Here is a 14,587-nt window from a genome sequence, read left to right on the forward strand (position 1 = left end):
AGAGACTCAGCTGACCCGGGCCACCGCCACTTCGGTCAGCAGCTCCAGTGATTGCCGGTGCTCGGACTCCGGCAGGCAGGCCAGCAGGTCTTTCGCGATCTGCGCCTGTTCTTTTGCTTTCGCCATGGTGTATTCAATGGCGCCGGAGGCCTTCACGATGTCCAGAACCTTCGGCAGGTCATCCAGCCCACCCTTGCGAATAGCCTGGCGAATCAGCTGTCGCTCTTCGTCGCTGCCGTTGGCCATGGCGTAAATCAGTGGCAGGGTGGTCTTGCCTTCGGCCAGGTCATCGCCCACGTTCTTGCCCATGGCTTCGGCATCGCCCAGGTAATCCAGTACGTCGTCCACCAGCTGGAATGCCAGGCCCAGGTGCTTGCCGTAGTCTTTCAGGGCGGCTTCCTGTTCCGGGTCCGCTCCGGCCAGCAGTGCGCCGGTGTGGGAAGATGCTTCGAACAGCATGGCCGTCTTGTTATGGATAACCACCATGTACTGCTCTTCGGTGAGGTCCGGGTTCTTCACGTTCATCAGCTGCATCACCTCGCCCTCGGCAATCACCGCCGTGGCGTGGGACAGCACGTTCATGATCGGCAGGCTTTCCAGCTCCACCATCATCTCGAAGGCCCGGGCATACAGGAAATCACCTACCAGCACGCTCGGGGCGTTGCCCCACTTGGCGTTGGCGGTGCTGCGGCCCCGGCGCATGTCCGAGGTGTCCACCACATCGTCGTGCAGCAGGGTGGCGGTGTGCAGGAATTCGATGACCGCTGCCAGCTTCAGGTGGTCGTCCTGGCCGTAGCCCGCGGCCCGGCTGGACAGCAAAACCAGTAAGGGTCTCAGGCGCTTACCGCCACTCTCGATAATATAGTGGGCGATTTTTTCCACCATCGGGACATCCGAGGCAAGCCGCTTGATAATCAGGTCATTAACGCGGCTGAAGTCATCCGCCACGGTGTCATGGATACGCTGGGCTGTCATCGGGCTGAAACGTCCCTTGCTGGTGTTTTCGTTGAGTTTTCGGGCAGGTCGCGGCAATGCTAGGTATTGCTGCCTACAGTGTCAACTTGAACCGGAATCCGGCTTGTATTGCCCGGCGGCTTTTCGTACAATCACGCGCCCAACTCATCCCAACCTGCGCTCCCTGCAATAGGGTCGCCAGAGCGCTTCCCTTAGAACCAGGTGGATAAGAGCAGGGATGGGTCAATCGCGGAGACTATGAATGTACGCAGTTATTGTTAGCGGTGGTAAGCAGCACCGTGTAAAGGAAGGCGAAACTCTGAAGCTGGAAAAGCTGGAAGTTGAAACCGGCGGCTCTGTTGAGTTCGATCGTGTTCTTCTGGTTGCCAGCGGCGACGACGTAAAAGTTGGCGCTCCGGTAGTTGAAGGCGCCAAGGTTACCGCTGAAGTGGTTAGCCACGGTCGTCACGACAAGATCAACATCATCAAGTTCCGTCGTCGTAAGCATCACATGAAGCGTCAGGGCCACCGTCAGTGGTTTACTGAAGTAAAGATCACGGGTATCCAGGGCTAAGCCCTCGAATAACCCCTTAATGAAGGAGGCTGGTAATGGCTCATAAAAAGGCAGCAGGTAGTACCCGTAACGGTCGCGATTCCGAGTCTAAACGACTTGGTGTCAAGCGCTACGGCGGCGAGACTGTAACTGCAGGCAGCATCATCATCCGTCAGCGTGGCACTCGTTTCCACGCTGGCAGCAACGTAGGCATTGGCAAGGACCACACCCTGTTCGCGAAAGCGGAAGGTCAGGTGAAGTTCGAAACCAAAGGCCCGCAGAACCGCAAGTTCGTAAGCATCGTTCCGGCTGCGTAAGCAGCGGCGATCCGGTTCTGTCGAACCTTGGGTTTGCCTGATATGCTGATCTGATCAGCCCTCAGGTGAATCCGGAGCCCCGCAAAGCTTCCTTGAGGCTGCGGGGCTTTTTAGTTTATGCAAAGGCATTTGGCGTATGAAATTTGTAGACGAAGCCACCATCATTGTTGAAGCCGGCAAGGGCGGTCATGGCTGCCTGAGTTTCAGGCGGGAAAAATACGTGCCGAAAGGCGGCCCGGACGGCGGCGACGGCGGGGATGGCGGTTCCGTCTATCTGGAAGCAGACAGCGGCCTGAACACGCTGATCGATTACCGCTTCCAGCGCAAACACAAGGCCCAGAACGGCGAGCCCGGCTCCGGCCGCAACTGCACCGGCACCAAGGGCGAAGACCTGGTGTTGCCGGTACCGGTTGGTACCACCGTGGTGGATATGGACACCCACGAAGTTCTGGGTGACCTCACCAAGGAAGGCCAGCGACTGAAAGTGGCACAGGGTGGTTTTCACGGCCTGGGCAATACCCGCTTCAAGTCATCGGTTAACCGCGCGCCGCGCCAGACCTCCAAGGGCTCTGAAGGCGAATTGCGTAACCTGCGCCTGGAGCTGAAAGTGCTGGCGGATGTTGGCTTGCTGGGTTTGCCCAATGCCGGTAAGTCCACCTTTATCCGCTCTGTTTCCGCGGCCCGTCCGAAAGTGGCGGATTATCCGTTCACCACGCTGGTTCCCAATCTGGGCGTGGTCAGTGTGCAGGCGCACCAGAGCTTCGTGATTGCCGATATTCCCGGCCTGATTGAAGGTGCCGCTGAAGGTGCCGGCCTGGGTATCCGATTCCTGAAACACCTGGTGCGTACCCGCTTGCTGTTGCACCTGGTGGATGTGGCGCCCTATGACGGCTCCTCCCCGGTTGAAGCGGTAAAGGCTATCGCCCACGAACTGGAAAAGTTCAGTGAAACCCTGGCCAGCCGCCCGCGCTGGCTGGTGCTGAACAAAGTGGACATGGTGCCGGAAGAGGACCGCGAGGCGCACTGCCAGGCTATTGTGGACGAGCTTGGCTGGGATGGCCCGGTGTTCCGGGTTTCTGCGTTGACCGGTGAAGGTACCAAGCCCCTGGTTCAGGCAGTCATGCGCTGGATTGAAGAACAGGCGGAAGCCGAAGCCGAGAACCCGGACTTCGCAGAGCAGGAAGCGGCCCGTCGTCGCCGAATGGACGAAGAAGCCCGTGCCAAGATCGAGGAAGATCGCAAGGCCCGCCGCGCCGCCCGTGAAGACGATGAAGATGACGACTTTGACGACGACGATTACGACGTTGAAGTGGTCTACGCCCCCGAGTAACAATCTGAAGAGACAGTACCGCTACCATGAGTGAACGCCTCCAGCTCCGAAAGGCCCGTCGCCTGGTTATCAAGATCGGCAGTGCCTTGCTTACCAACGACGGAAAAGGGCTGGATGTGGCAGCCCTGGGGCTGTGGGTAGACCAGATCGCCGAACTGATCGGCGAAGGTGTCGAAGTGGTGGTGGTGTCTTCCGGTTCAGTCGCTGAAGGCATGAGCCGTCTGGGCTGGCAAACCCGGCCCCAACATCTGCACGAATTGCAGGCTGCGGCGGCGGTCGGCCAGATGGGCCTGGTGCAAACCTGGGAAGCCCAGTTCAAGCGCCACGACATTCACACCGCCCAGATTTTGCTCACCCACGACGACCTTTCCGACCGCAAACGCTACCTGAACGGCCGCAGCACCCTGCGCACCCTGCTGGATTACGGCGTGGTGCCGATCGTGAACGAAAACGACACGGTGGTCACCGACGAAATTCGTTTCGGTGACAACGACACTCTGGGCGCGCTGGTGGCTAACCTGATCGAGGCCGATGGCCTGATCATCCTCACCGACCAGCTGGGGCTGTTCAATAAAGACCCCCGCAAGCACGAAGACGCCGAACTGGTCACCGAACGCAAGGCCGAAGACCGGGACCTGGATGCCATGGCCGGAGGCGGTGCCGGTGCCCTTGGGCGCGGTGGCATGCTTACCAAGCTTCGGGCAGCACGGCTGGCCGCCCGCTCCGGTGCCTTTACCGTGATTGTGGGTGGTCGCATCGAGCACGCCATTGCCCGGCTGCGCCAGGGCGATGTGATCGGCACCCTGTTGCTGCCGGAGCAGGGCAGAATGGCCGCCCGCAAACAGTGGATTGCCAGCCACCTGCAAACCCGTGGCAAGCTGACCCTGGATGACGGTGCGGTAAAAGTGCTGCGTCAGGGCGGCAGAAGCCTGTTGCCGGTGGGTGTGAAGGCGGTCACCGGCCAGTTTCGCCGGGGCGAGATGGTATCCTGCACAGATCTGAGCGGTAAAGAAATTGCCCGGGGGCTGGTGAACTACGATGCCGACGAGGCCCGGGCAATCGCCGGTCGCTCAAGTGATCGCATTGCAGAGGTGCTGGGCTATATTTCCGATGAGGAAATGATTCACCGGGATAACCTGGTAGTGGTCTAGGCTTTTCCGGCGCTTCAGCCGGATTTCAGGCACAAAAAAACCGGCACGAAGCCGGTTTTTTTATGAGCGCAAGGATCAGGCAGCTTTCAGAGCCTTGATCTTGGCGTTCAGGCGGCTCTTATGACGAGCTACCTTGTTCTTGGCGAAGATGCCTTTGTTAACCATGCTGTCCAGAACAGGCTGGGCCTGCTTCAGGGCGGCCTGGGCACCTTCGTAGTCGCCAGCTTTGATCTGGGCGTCTACTTTCTTCATGTAAGTACGTGCCATGGAACGCAGGCTGGCGTTGTGCTTGCGGTTTTTCTCGTTCTGACGAGCGCGCTTTTTGGCTTGCGGGGAATTTGCCACCGTAAAACTCCTGAAATTCGTTGCTAAAAAATCGAATATGTTTAGATCGCGGGCGCGCCAAAACCAGCGCGTCGAAATAAATGACGCGGAACTATGCCGCTGAACGCCCGAAATGTCAAGGCCGAAGCCGCCGGTAATCCCTCTGCTCCGGAGGCCTGTGGTACACTCCCGCATCGTCTCACGGGGCCCGGGCCCGCAACAAGCCCCGCCTTGTGGATTACCGAAACGCCACCCCGGCCCGAAGCCGGTATTCTGGACGCTCAAACCATGTCTTCGGAACCCCGACCAACAGAACAACAGCCTGCCGTTAAGGAACCCCCGAAAGCGCCGGGATTACTGCGCTCATCCGGCGTGGTCGGCATCATGACCATGCTGTCCCGGGTGCTGGGGCTGGTGCGGGATATGGTGATTGCCCGCTATTTCGGGGCGGGTGCCGGGGCCGATGCTTTCTTCGTGGCGTTCAAGATTCCCAACTTCCTGCGCCGCCTGTTCGCCGAAGGGGCGTTTTCCCAGGCCTTTGTACCGGTGTTGTCGTCTTACCGGGAAAACCAGGATATCTCCGAAGTGAAGCGCCTGGTGGATGCAGTGGCCGGCTCCCTCGGGCTGGTCTTGCTGGCGGTTACGCTGGTGGCCATGCTTGGTGCGCCGGTACTGACGGCGGTGTTTGCCCCGGGGTTCCTGGATGATGACGTCAAATTCGCCCTGACCAGCGACATGCTGCGTATTACCTTTCCGTACCTGTTGCTGATTTCACTGACCGCCTTTGCCGGCGGCATCCTGAACAGTTACGACCGGTTCGCGGTACCTGCGTTTACCCCGGTGTTGCTGAACCTGGCTATGATCGCCGCCGCCATTTTCCTGACTCCGGTAATGAATGAGCCGGTAATGGCGCTGGCCTGGGGTGTCTTCATCGCCGGTGCCCTGCAGCTGTTTTTCCAGTTGCCGTTCCTGATGCGCCTGGGCCTGCTGCCAAGGCCCCGGGTGGACTACAAACACGAGGGTGTCAGCCGGATTCTCAAGTTGATGGCCCCGGCGTTGTTCGGCGTGTCGGTCAGCCAGATCAACCTGTTGCTGGACACGGTGCTGGCGTCGTTCCTGCAAACCGGCAGCGTGTCCTGGCTGTATTACTCAGACCGGTTGTCTGAGCTGCCGCTGGGTGTGTTCGGTATTGCCATCGCTACGGTCATTCTGCCCAGTTTGTCCCGCAAGCACGCGGCGGCTTCGGAAGACCAGTTTGCTGCAACCCTCGACTGGGCCGTGCGGGCCGTTCTGCTGATCGGCCTTCCGGCGGCCGTGGCACTGGCCCTGCTGGCGGAGCCGTTGATTGCCACCCTGTTCCATTACGGCGAGGTGACCGACCGGGATGTGGCTATGTCGGCCCAGAGTTTGCGGGCTTATTCCGCCGGCTTGCTGGCCTTCATGCTGATCAAGGTGCTGGCGCCGGGCTTTTTCTCCCGGGAAGACACCAAAACCCCGGTCAAGATCGGGGTGATCGCCATGGTGGCCAATATGGCGTTCAACCTGGCGTTAATTGTGCCCCTGGCCCATGCCGGGCTGGCGCTGGCTACATCCATGTCGGCCTGGTTGAATGGTTATCTGCTCTGGCGTGGGCTGCGTAAGGAAGGCGCTTGGAAAAGCCAGCCCGGCTGGCCGAAGTTCCTGATGCAGCTGGCCGTGGCCAATGCCGCCCTGGCTGCGGTGGTGCTCTGGCTGAATGTGCCGGTAGCCGACTGGCTGGCGGCCAGCGGCCTGCAGCGGGCAACCGATATGGGTATTCTGGTGGTGGCCGGAGTTGGGGCCTATTTCGTGGCGCTGGCGCTGGCGGGCGTGCGGGTTCGCCAATTCCGCCAGAAGTAAGCTGCCGCAAGATTTCTACCATACCCCTGCATGGGGTATAATCGCGCGTTTTCTCACCAGCGTATCGCCTCTCGGGCCGGTGCGCCAAAAAGCCAGCTGGCAAGTTAAGGTTCGCAGTACATGCGTCTGATTCGAGGCCTGACCAATCTTAAGCGCCTGTCCGGGCAAGCGGGTTCCCCGCTGGCCGGCGGCTGCGTGGCCACCATCGGCAACTTCGATGGCGTGCATCTGGGCCATAAAACCATTATTGATCAGGTCAAACAGAAAGCTTCTCAGCTGGGCGTGCCTGCGGCGGTGATGATTTTCGAGCCGCAGCCCCGGGAATTCTTTCAGGGTGCCGAGGCACCACCCCGGCTGATGCCGTTCCGCCAGAAATTCGAGGCCCTGCTGGCCGAAGGCGTGGACATGGTGCTGTGCATCCGCTTTGATGAAACCTTCCGCAGCTATTCCGGTATGGGCTTTATTGAAGATGTACTGGTCAGCGGCCTGGGTGTTCGTCACCTGGTGGTGGGTGACGACTTCCGCTTCGGTTGCGACCGAGCCGGCGATTTTAAACTGCTGCAAAGCGTGGGGCAGGAGCGGGGCTTTACGGTGGAGAACACCCGTACAGTGACCGTTGATGGCGAGCGTGTCAGCAGTACCCGGGTGCGCAATGCCCTGAATGTGAATGGCCTGGAAGAGGCCGAGCGCCTGCTTGGGCACCCTTACCGCATCCATGGCCGCATTGTTTATGGCCGCCAGTTGGGCCGGCAACTCAACGCGCCCACCGCCAATATTTTGCTGAACCAGATGCCGGCACTGCGGGGCGTTTACGTGGTGCGGGCCCGTCTGGAAACCGGCGAATGGTGCGACGGCGTAGCCAACATCGGCCTGCGCCCCACGGTCGACGGCAAACGTCCGTCGCTGGAAGTGCACCTGTTTGACTTTGCTGGCACACTTTATGGCCAGCACCTGGAAGTCGTGTTCCGCCATGGCCTGCGGGACGAAGTGAAATTCGACTCTGTTGACGAACTCCGCCAACAGATCGCCCGGGATTTTGACAATGCCCGGGCCTGGCTGGCGGATAACCCCGCCACGTCGGAAACCTGATTCAACTGACCAACCAAGAGTACGCACAAAGACATGAGCGACTACAAGCATACCCTGAATCTGCCGGAAACCGCGTTTCCCATGCGCGGTAACCTGGCCAAGCGCGAGCCGGACATGCTCAAGCACTGGCAGGATCTGAACGTGTACGGCAACCTGCGCAAGCAGCGCGAAGGCCGGGAAAAGTTCATCCTGCACGATGGCCCTCCCTACGCCAACGGCAGCATTCACATCGGGCATGCGGTCAACAAGATCCTGAAAGACATGATCGTGAAATCCCGCAGCTTTATGGGCTTTGACGCACCCTACGTGCCCGGCTGGGATTGCCACGGCCTGCCGATCGAGCACAAGGTAGAGCAGGAAATCGGCAAAGCCGGTGTGAAGGTGGACTACAAAACCTTCCGCCAGGCCTGTCGCGATTACGCCACCAAGCAGATCGAAGGCCAGAAAGCCGACTTTATCCGCCTGGGCGTGATGGGTGAGTGGGACAAGCCCTACCTGACCATGGACCCGAAAGTAGAAGCGGGCATCGTGCGGGCGCTGGGCAAGATCGTGGCCAAGGGCCACCTGGTGCGTGGATTCAAGCCGGTTTACTGGAGTGTGGTTGGTCAGTCCGCACTGGCAGAAGCCGAAGTTGAATACCAGGACAAAACCTCTACCCAGATCGACGTGCGTTTTACCGCCGTCGACCAGGACGCCGTGCTGAACACCTTCGGAACCAGCGAAGGCGAGGGCGATGTCTCCCTGGTGATCTGGACCACCACCCCCTGGACCATCCCCGCCAACCAGGCGGTGTCCATCGGTGCCGATATCGAATACGCACTGGTACAGGTAGATGTGGGCCACGGCGCCGAGCGCATGATCCTGGCCACCGACATGGTGCAGGGCATCATGGCTCGCTGGGGCGTGGAAGACTACAAAGTGCTGGCCAACGTGGCCGGTTCTGCCCTGGAAAACCAGCTGCTGCACCACCCGGTGTACGACAAGCAGGTGCCGGTGCTGCTGGGTGATCATGTATCCCTGGATGCCGGTACCGGTGCCGTACACACCGCGCCGGACCATGGTATGGAAGACTTTGAAGTAGGCAAGGCCTACGGCATTGGAACCATCAACCTGGTAAAAGCCGACGGCACCTACACCGAAGCGGCCGGCGAGTTTGCCGGTGTGCACGTGTACAAGGCCGACGAGCCGGTTTGTGCCGCCCTGGAGCGTGAAGGCAAGCTGGTGCGGGCCGAGAAATTCCGCCACAGCTACCCGCACTGCTGGCGTACCAAGACCCCGCTGATCTACCGGGCCACCCCCCAGTGGTTCATCAGCATGGACAAGCTCAACCTGCGCGCCGATGCCCTGGAAGCCATCAAGGGCATCCGCTGGGTTCCGGGCTGGGGCCAGAACCGTATTGAAGCCATGTTCGAGCAGAGCCCGGACTGGTGTATCTCCCGCCAGCGCACCTGGGGTGTGCCGATCACCCTGTTTATTCACAAGGAAACCCAGGAGCTGCACCCGAACACTCAGGCGCTGATCGAGAAAGTGGCCGAGGCGGTGGAAACCGGCGGCATCGACGCCTGGTACGACATCGACCAGAACGAACTGCTGGGCGCAGACGCCGACCAGTACGAAAAAGTGCTGGATACCCTGGACGTATGGTTTGATTCCGGCGTCACCCACGACTCCGTACTCCGGGTACGCGAAGAACTGGGCCAGTTCCCGGCCGATATGTACCTGGAAGGCTCCGACCAGCATCGTGGCTGGTTCCAGTCATCCCTGAAAACCTCCATCGCCATGAACGGCGTGGCCCCGTACAAGCAGGTGCTGACCCACGGCTTCACCGTGGACGGCAAGGGCCACAAGATGTCCAAATCCATGGGCAACGTGATCGCCCCCCAGGAAGTGATGAACGAACTGGGTGCCGACATCCTGCGCTTGTGGGTATCCGCCACCGACTACAGCGGCGAGATGACTGTATCCAAGGACATCCTGCGCCAGACGGCAGACGGTTACCGCCGTATCCGTAACACCGCCCGCTTCCTGCTCAGCAACCTGACCGGGTTTGATCCGGAACAGCACATGGTAGCGCCGGAAGACATGATCGCCCTGGACCGCTGGATGGTGGACCGTGCCCTGCAGCTGCAGAACGAACTGCACGAAGACTACGGCAACTATGCCTTCCTGCGGATTTACCAGAAGGTGTACAACTTCTGCGAAGCCACTCTGGGCGGTTTCTATCTGGACATCATCAAAGACCGCCAGTACACCACCCAGGCCGACAGCCTGGCGCGTCGCTCCTGCCAGACCGCCCTGTACCATGTGGCGGAAGCCCTGGTACGCTGGATTGCCCCGATCCTCAGCTTCACCGCCGACGAAATCTGGCAGCACCTGCCGGGCAAACGTGGCGACACCGTATTCTACGAAACCTGGTACGAAGGCCTGACGGCACTGCCGGCAGACTTCGAGCTGGGCCGTGACTACTGGCGTGAAATCTACGCCGTGAAAGAAGCGGTGAACAAGTGCCTGGAAGACGTTCGGGCCCGCGGTGAAATCAAGGGCTCGCTGAGTGCTGAGGTGACCCTGTACTGCGAAGATAGCCTGGCCGAGCGCCTGAACCACCTGGGTGAAGAGCTGCGCTTTGTGCTGATCACCTCCGAAGCCACCGTAAAGCCGGTGAGCGATGCGGCCGGCGTGGAGCAAACCAACGTGGAAGGCCTGCTGGTGAAAGTAACCCCGGCTTCCCACGCCAAGTGCGAGCGCTGCTGGCATCACCGTGAAGACGTGGGCCAGAACGAGCAGTACAGTGACCTGTGTGGCCGCTGCGTAACCAACGTGGAAGGCCCGGGCGAAACCCGCGCCTACGCCTGATGGACGCTGTCATGACTGAGGGCAGGGCAGGCAGCAAACTGAAGTGGCTGTGGCTGGCAGTACTGGTGGTCGCCATCGACCTGGGTACCAAGGCCATGGCCACCGCCATGCTCACCTACGGTAACCCGGTACCGGTGCTGCCCAGCTTCAACCTGACCCTGCTGCACAACACCGGCGCCGCGTTCAGCTTCCTGGCAGACGCCGCCGGCTGGCAGCGCTGGTTCTTCGTGACTCTGGCTGTTGTGGTCAGCGTGGTGCTGACAGGCTGGCTGAGAAAACTCAAAGCCCATGAAACCTGGACTGCCATCGCCATCGTATTGATCCTCGGTGGCGCCATTGGCAACGTATACGACCGGGTGGTGCATGGCTACGTGGTGGATTTCCTGCATTTCTACTGGCAGGACTGGCACTTCCCGGCCTTCAACCTGGCCGACACTGCCATCACCATCGGCGCTGCCATGATGATCATCGACGCATTCCGCAAACCCGCTGACGACAGCGGCAATGCCGACAGGAGCAACTGATTGCCATGAAAGAACTGCCCATCGACAAGGGAACCCGCGTAAAACTGCACTTCGCCCTCAAGTTTGAAGACGGCGAAACCGTGGACACCACCTTCGACAAAGAACCGGCTACCCTGGAAATCGGCGACGAAAACCTGCCGGAAAACTTTGAAGCCTACCTGATGGGCCTGAAAGCCGGCGACCACAAAACCTTTGAAGTACCGCCGGAAAAAGCCTTCGGCCAGCACAACCCCAGCAACGTGCAGACCTTCAAGCGCCATGAATTCAGCGCCGACATGGTGCTGGAGCCCGGCGTAGTGGTCTCCTTCGCCGACGCGCGCCAGCAGGAACTGCCCGGTGTGGTTAAACGGGTGGAAGGTGATCAGGTGGATGTGGACTTTAATCACCCGCTGGCAGGGCATACACTGCAGTTTGAAGTGCAGATTATCGACGTTGAACCAGCAGGGCCGACACACTGACTATGCAAATCCGACTCGCTAACCCCCGTGGCTTCTGTGCCGGTGTAGACCGCGCCATAGAAATCGTAAACCGCGCACTGGACGTGTTCGGGGCGCCCATCTACGTGCGCCACGAAGTGGTCCACAACAAGTTTGTGGTGAGCAACCTGCGGGAGCGCGGCGCCATCTTTGTAGACGAGTTGGACGAAGTGCCGGATGACAAACTGGTGATCTTCAGCGCCCACGGCGTCTCCCAGGCGGTACAGAACGAAGCCGCCCGCCGCGGCCTGAAAGTGTTCGACGCCACCTGCCCGCTGGTCACCAAAGTGCACATGGAAGTCATGCGCTACAGCCGCGATGGCCGCGAGTGCATCCTCATCGGCCACCATGGCCACCCGGAAGTGGAAGGCACCATGGGCCAGTACGACCATAGCAACGGCGGCGACATCTACCTGGTGGAAGACGAAGCCGACGTACAAAAGCTGGACGTGAAAGATCCCAGCAGGCTGTCCTTCGTTACCCAGACCACGCTGTCTATGGACGACACCGCCCGGGTAATCGACGCCCTGCGCGCCAAGTTTCCGCAAATCGAAGGCCCCCGCAAAGACGACATCTGCTACGCCACCCAGAACCGGCAGGATGCCGTAAAACAACTGGCCGGCGACTGCGACATCATGCTGGTGGTGGGCTCCCCCAACAGCTCCAACTCCAACCGCCTGCGGGAACTGGCAGAGCGCATGGGCACCCCGGCCTACCTGATAGACGAAGCCTCGCAGATTGACCCGCAATGGCTTGAAGACAAGTTTGCCATTGGCGTGACCGCCGGAGCTTCAGCCCCGGAAGTGCTGGTTGCCGAAGTGATTAACCGCCTGAAAGAACTAGGCGGCGAAGAGCCCCATGAAGTGGCAGGGCGAGAGGAGAATATTGTGTTCTCCATGCCCCGCGAACTGCGGATTGATGCCGTCGAGGTTTAGCGACACTTAGCCTGGTGTCGTCTACTCTTCACTGTATTCTTTCGCTAAAGATCTCGTTAGTTGATTTTTGCAAGCTTTTGAGTTATGAAACTTACGCATGAAGCCGCTTTTAACCAATATAAGAGCTGGTTGATACTATTAAGGTCAAATTGCCGCGTCAGCCGCTCTAGCTGGCTGCTTGTAATAAAAATATAGGAAAAAAAGGAGCGCAAGGATGTGCTTACCTCTCAAAAGTCCAGGCTGCCGGAATTCGCAGCTTGGCTTCACCATGATTGAAGTGGTGGTTTCCCTTCTTATCTTGCTGATTGGCCTGATGGGTGTGATCAGCATGCAGTACCTGGCCCTCAAACAGATCAACAACACACATCTGAGGTCTCAGGTCGCCTTTCATGCTCAGTCCATGGCTGATCTGATTCGTGCCAATAACAGCAGGCCGCTTGGCGCTGACGACCTGCAGGCCTGGGAGCAGCAATTGGCTCACGATATTCCTTCTGCCAAGGGCGAGGTTGTTTTTAATACAGGTGCCGCTGTTTCTTCGGCCGTTATTTCGATCACGTGGCCGGAAAGACAACTCCACAACGATGTCGAAGAGCAAACCTTTACCGTAACCGCGAGGCTAGGTGAGTGATGCGGATCATTCATCGTGGTTTTACGTTAGTAGAGGTGATGATTGCACTGACCCTGTCTTTACTTCTGGTGGCGGGCCTTACCCGTATTTTTCTGGCCAACAAGCAAACCTTTGATGTGGCGACAGCCAGTGCCCGCACTCAGGAAAACGGGCGCATGGCCCTGTCAGTTTTATCCCGTGCAATTCGCAACGCGGATTACTGGGGGTGCCAGGGATCAAAAGAGGTATTACAGGGCAGTGTCACGAGCCTGCTGAATGATAGCAGTGGGTCAGAGTTCGGTTTGCTGTTACGGGGGCTGGATGGGGAGAACGGTACAGGGCCGGATGAGTCTGATCAGCTGATACTCGGTGGCCTTGCCAGTGGAAGTGGGGTGAACGTGACTCAGCAGCCGAGCCCCACGGCAGCCAACCTGAAAGTACAGGATGCGAGTGGGTTCGCTGAAAACGACATTGTTGTGGTGACCAATTGTCACCGGGGACACATGTTTCAGGTAACCAACGTGAACAGCAACAATGGCGTTCTGGTTCACAACACCGGCAATGTCAGTGAAGGGCCAGGTAATGCCACGAAGACCATCACTCCTTCCTATAACGACGATCCCCGGGGGGCGATGGTTTATTTGCTCGACCAAAAAATATTTTACCTCAGAGACAACACCAGAACGGGGCGCCGTGAATTGGTGTTGGACGGTGTGTTGCTTGACCCTGTTGCGCTGTTGGAAGGCGTTCGGGACTTCCAGTTTGAATTGGGGCGCGATGCCAATGGCGATGGGCGAGTGGATGTCTGGTCTCCGCCAGGCGATCCGGATCACGCTGATCAGGCCGTTGTTATCAGGATGAGCTTTTTAGTCCGCTCCGGAATCCAGGGGCTGACCGATGGCGATCAAAGTTATTGTTATCCAGGTTGGCTGGATTGCCTGGCTGACCCGTCGCTGGAGACAACAAGCGGCGAGAATGACACCTTTCTTTATCGCGTGTACACCGCAACAACGGCATTACGAAACCGGATTTAAAGATGCAAACCAACAAGATGTTGATCCGTGGGCACGAATCTGGAGCAGCGTTGATTCTCTCCATGTTGCTATTGCTTGTTCTCACGCTACTGGCGTCTTCCACCATGCAGAGCAGCATTATGCAGCAACGAATGGTGGCTGGAATGGCTGGTGGGATCACCTCGATTGAGATTGTTGAGTCCGGTTTGCACGATGCCGAAAAGTTCCTTGACGGTATCGACACGCTGGCCGTTTTTGACGGGACGGATGGGCTGTATGGCCCATCAGACACGGCGCCTGGGGCTTTAACCCATGATTGGGAAAGCGGCGTTGGCGTGCGCAGCGCGACAGCTGTTTCCGGCACTGCTCCGAAATACTTCATTCAGCATGTGGGTGACTTGACCAGAACAGATACTGTCACTGGTCTTGCGGTTGAAGGGTACGGCCATACCCGGCCGCAGGTGAATGCACAGGCCTTTCGGATTGTGGTGTGGACAGCTGGCGCAAACGAGAAAGGTCAAAGACTGATAGAGAGTTATTACGCAAGAGAGATGTGATTGAACGTCCCAGGAGATTAAGAACG

General features: G+C 59.0%; 15 protein-coding genes. 13 read left to right on the plus strand and 2 right to left on the minus strand.

All coding sequences use genetic code 11. The features are described 5' to 3' along the window. Positions 1–6 precede the first annotated feature (6 nt). The gene (gene ispB, locus Q668_RS01165) at positions 7–975 is read right to left on the minus strand and encodes an octaprenyl diphosphate synthase (RefSeq protein ID WP_022987752.1); all 969 of its coding nucleotides are present in this window, start codon (positions 973–975) and stop codon (positions 7–9) included. Positions 976–1,216: 241 nt separating this feature from the next. Here ispB and rplU point away from each other — a divergent pair, with 241 nt between their 5' ends. The 4 genes from rplU (at position 1,217) to proB (ending at position 4,305) form a co-directional block, all read left to right on the plus strand. Further along, the gene (rplU, locus tag Q668_RS01170) at positions 1,217–1,528 is read left to right on the plus strand and encodes a 50S ribosomal protein L21 (protein ID WP_022987753.1); all 312 of its coding nucleotides are present in this window, start codon (positions 1,217–1,219) and stop codon (positions 1,526–1,528) included. 35 nt (positions 1,529–1,563) lie between these two features. Continuing rightward, a complete protein-coding gene (gene rpmA, locus Q668_RS01175) occupies positions 1,564–1,824 on the plus strand; it encodes a 50S ribosomal protein L27 (RefSeq protein WP_022987754.1) in 261 nt (86 codons plus the stop codon). Positions 1,825–1,960: 136 nt separating this feature from the next. Beyond that, the gene (gene cgtA / locus Q668_RS01180; RefSeq protein ID WP_022987755.1) at positions 1,961–3,154 is read left to right on the plus strand and encodes an Obg family GTPase CgtA; all 1,194 of its coding nucleotides are present in this window, start codon (positions 1,961–1,963) and stop codon (positions 3,152–3,154) included. 26 nt (positions 3,155–3,180) lie between these two features. Next, on the plus strand, positions 3,181–4,305 hold the full coding sequence (gene proB, locus Q668_RS01185; protein WP_022987756.1) for a glutamate 5-kinase: 1,125 nt from the start codon (positions 3,181–3,183) through the stop codon (positions 4,303–4,305). Positions 4,306–4,380: 75 nt separating this feature from the next. Here the strand turns inward: proB and rpsT are convergent, their stop codons facing one another. Continuing rightward, complete coding sequence (gene rpsT, locus Q668_RS01190; protein WP_022987757.1) at positions 4,381–4,650, minus strand: 30S ribosomal protein S20; 270 nt, start codon at positions 4,648–4,650, stop codon at positions 4,381–4,383. A 267-nt stretch (positions 4,651–4,917) separates the two neighbouring features. On the opposite strand from rpsT, the gene murJ reads away from it, so the two are divergent. The 9 genes from murJ to Q668_RS16565 all read left to right on the plus strand — a co-directional run bounded on the left by murJ (position 4,918) and on the right by Q668_RS16565 (position 14,561). After that, on the plus strand, positions 4,918–6,507 hold the full coding sequence (gene murJ / locus Q668_RS01195; protein ID WP_081697538.1) for a murein biosynthesis integral membrane protein MurJ: 1,590 nt from the start codon (positions 4,918–4,920) through the stop codon (positions 6,505–6,507). A 120-nt stretch (positions 6,508–6,627) separates the two neighbouring features. Further along, positions 6,628–7,596: a bifunctional riboflavin kinase/FAD synthetase gene (ribF, locus tag Q668_RS01200; RefSeq protein ID WP_022987759.1), complete on the plus strand. Its 969-nt coding sequence runs from the start codon at positions 6,628–6,630 to the stop codon at positions 7,594–7,596. 33 nt (positions 7,597–7,629) lie between these two features. Further along, on the plus strand, positions 7,630–10,449 hold the full coding sequence (ileS, locus tag Q668_RS01205) for an isoleucine--tRNA ligase (protein WP_022987760.1): 2,820 nt from the start codon (positions 7,630–7,632) through the stop codon (positions 10,447–10,449). After that, positions 10,449–10,973, plus strand: coding sequence for a signal peptidase II (gene lspA / locus Q668_RS01210; protein WP_036218826.1), 525 nt, complete (start codon positions 10,449–10,451; stop codon positions 10,971–10,973). The genes ileS and lspA overlap by 1 nt, the downstream gene beginning before the upstream one ends. 5 nt (positions 10,974–10,978) lie before the next feature. Then, a complete protein-coding gene (gene fkpB / locus Q668_RS01215) occupies positions 10,979–11,431 on the plus strand; it encodes an FKBP-type peptidyl-prolyl cis-trans isomerase (protein ID WP_022987762.1) in 453 nt (150 codons plus the stop codon). A gap of 2 nt (positions 11,432–11,433) precedes the next feature. After that, a complete protein-coding gene (ispH, locus tag Q668_RS01220; protein WP_022987763.1) occupies positions 11,434–12,384 on the plus strand; it encodes a 4-hydroxy-3-methylbut-2-enyl diphosphate reductase in 951 nt (316 codons plus the stop codon). Positions 12,385–12,598: 214 nt separating this feature from the next. After that, positions 12,599–13,012, plus strand: a complete 414-nt coding sequence (locus Q668_RS01225) for a prepilin-type N-terminal cleavage/methylation domain-containing protein (RefSeq protein ID WP_081697535.1) — start codon at positions 12,599–12,601, stop codon at positions 13,010–13,012. Then, positions 13,012–14,025, plus strand: coding sequence for a PilW family protein (locus Q668_RS01230; RefSeq protein WP_022987765.1), 1,014 nt, complete (start codon positions 13,012–13,014; stop codon positions 14,023–14,025). Before Q668_RS01225 ends, Q668_RS01230 begins: the two co-directional genes overlap by 1 nt. A 2-nt stretch (positions 14,026–14,027) precedes the next feature. Beyond that, on the plus strand, positions 14,028–14,561 hold the full coding sequence (locus Q668_RS16565) for a PilX N-terminal domain-containing pilus assembly protein (RefSeq protein WP_022987766.1): 534 nt from the start codon (positions 14,028–14,030) through the stop codon (positions 14,559–14,561). Positions 14,562–14,587 lie beyond the last annotated feature (26 nt).

Origin of the sequence: Marinobacter sp. ES-1 (genome assembly GCF_000475255.1) — a bacterium.
In the GTDB taxonomy this organism is placed as follows: domain Bacteria; phylum Pseudomonadota; class Gammaproteobacteria; order Pseudomonadales; family Oleiphilaceae; genus Marinobacter; species Marinobacter vinifirmus.

Excerpts from the sequence above, each read along its gene's own strand:
- murJ (WP_081697538.1), top strand. The coding sequence starts at position 4,918 with ATGTCTTCGGAACCCCGACCAACAGAACAACAGCCTGCCGTTAAGGAA.
- ribF (WP_022987759.1), top strand. The coding sequence starts at position 6,628 with ATGCGTCTGATTCGAGGCCTGACCAATCTTAAGCGCCTGTCCGGGCAA.
- cgtA (WP_022987755.1), top strand. The coding sequence starts at position 1,961 with ATGAAATTTGTAGACGAAGCCACCATCATTGTTGAAGCCGGCAAGGGC.
- Q668_RS01225 (WP_081697535.1), top strand. The coding sequence starts at position 12,599 with ATGTGCTTACCTCTCAAAAGTCCAGGCTGCCGGAATTCGCAGCTTGGC.
- Q668_RS01230 (WP_022987765.1), top strand. The coding sequence starts at position 13,012 with ATGCGGATCATTCATCGTGGTTTTACGTTAGTAGAGGTGATGATTGCA.
- ispH (WP_022987763.1), top strand. The coding sequence starts at position 11,434 with ATGCAAATCCGACTCGCTAACCCCCGTGGCTTCTGTGCCGGTGTAGAC.
- ispB (WP_022987752.1), bottom strand. The coding sequence starts at position 975 with ATGACAGCCCAGCGTATCCATGACACCGTGGCGGATGACTTCAGCCGC.
- fkpB (WP_022987762.1), top strand. The coding sequence starts at position 10,979 with ATGAAAGAACTGCCCATCGACAAGGGAACCCGCGTAAAACTGCACTTC.
- Q668_RS16565 (WP_022987766.1), top strand. The coding sequence starts at position 14,028 with ATGCAAACCAACAAGATGTTGATCCGTGGGCACGAATCTGGAGCAGCG.
- ileS (WP_022987760.1), top strand. The coding sequence starts at position 7,630 with ATGAGCGACTACAAGCATACCCTGAATCTGCCGGAAACCGCGTTTCCC.
- proB (WP_022987756.1), top strand. The coding sequence starts at position 3,181 with ATGAGTGAACGCCTCCAGCTCCGAAAGGCCCGTCGCCTGGTTATCAAG.
- rpmA (WP_022987754.1), top strand. The coding sequence starts at position 1,564 with ATGGCTCATAAAAAGGCAGCAGGTAGTACCCGTAACGGTCGCGATTCC.
- lspA (WP_036218826.1), top strand. The coding sequence starts at position 10,449 with ATGGACGCTGTCATGACTGAGGGCAGGGCAGGCAGCAAACTGAAGTGG.
- rplU (WP_022987753.1), top strand. The coding sequence starts at position 1,217 with ATGTACGCAGTTATTGTTAGCGGTGGTAAGCAGCACCGTGTAAAGGAA.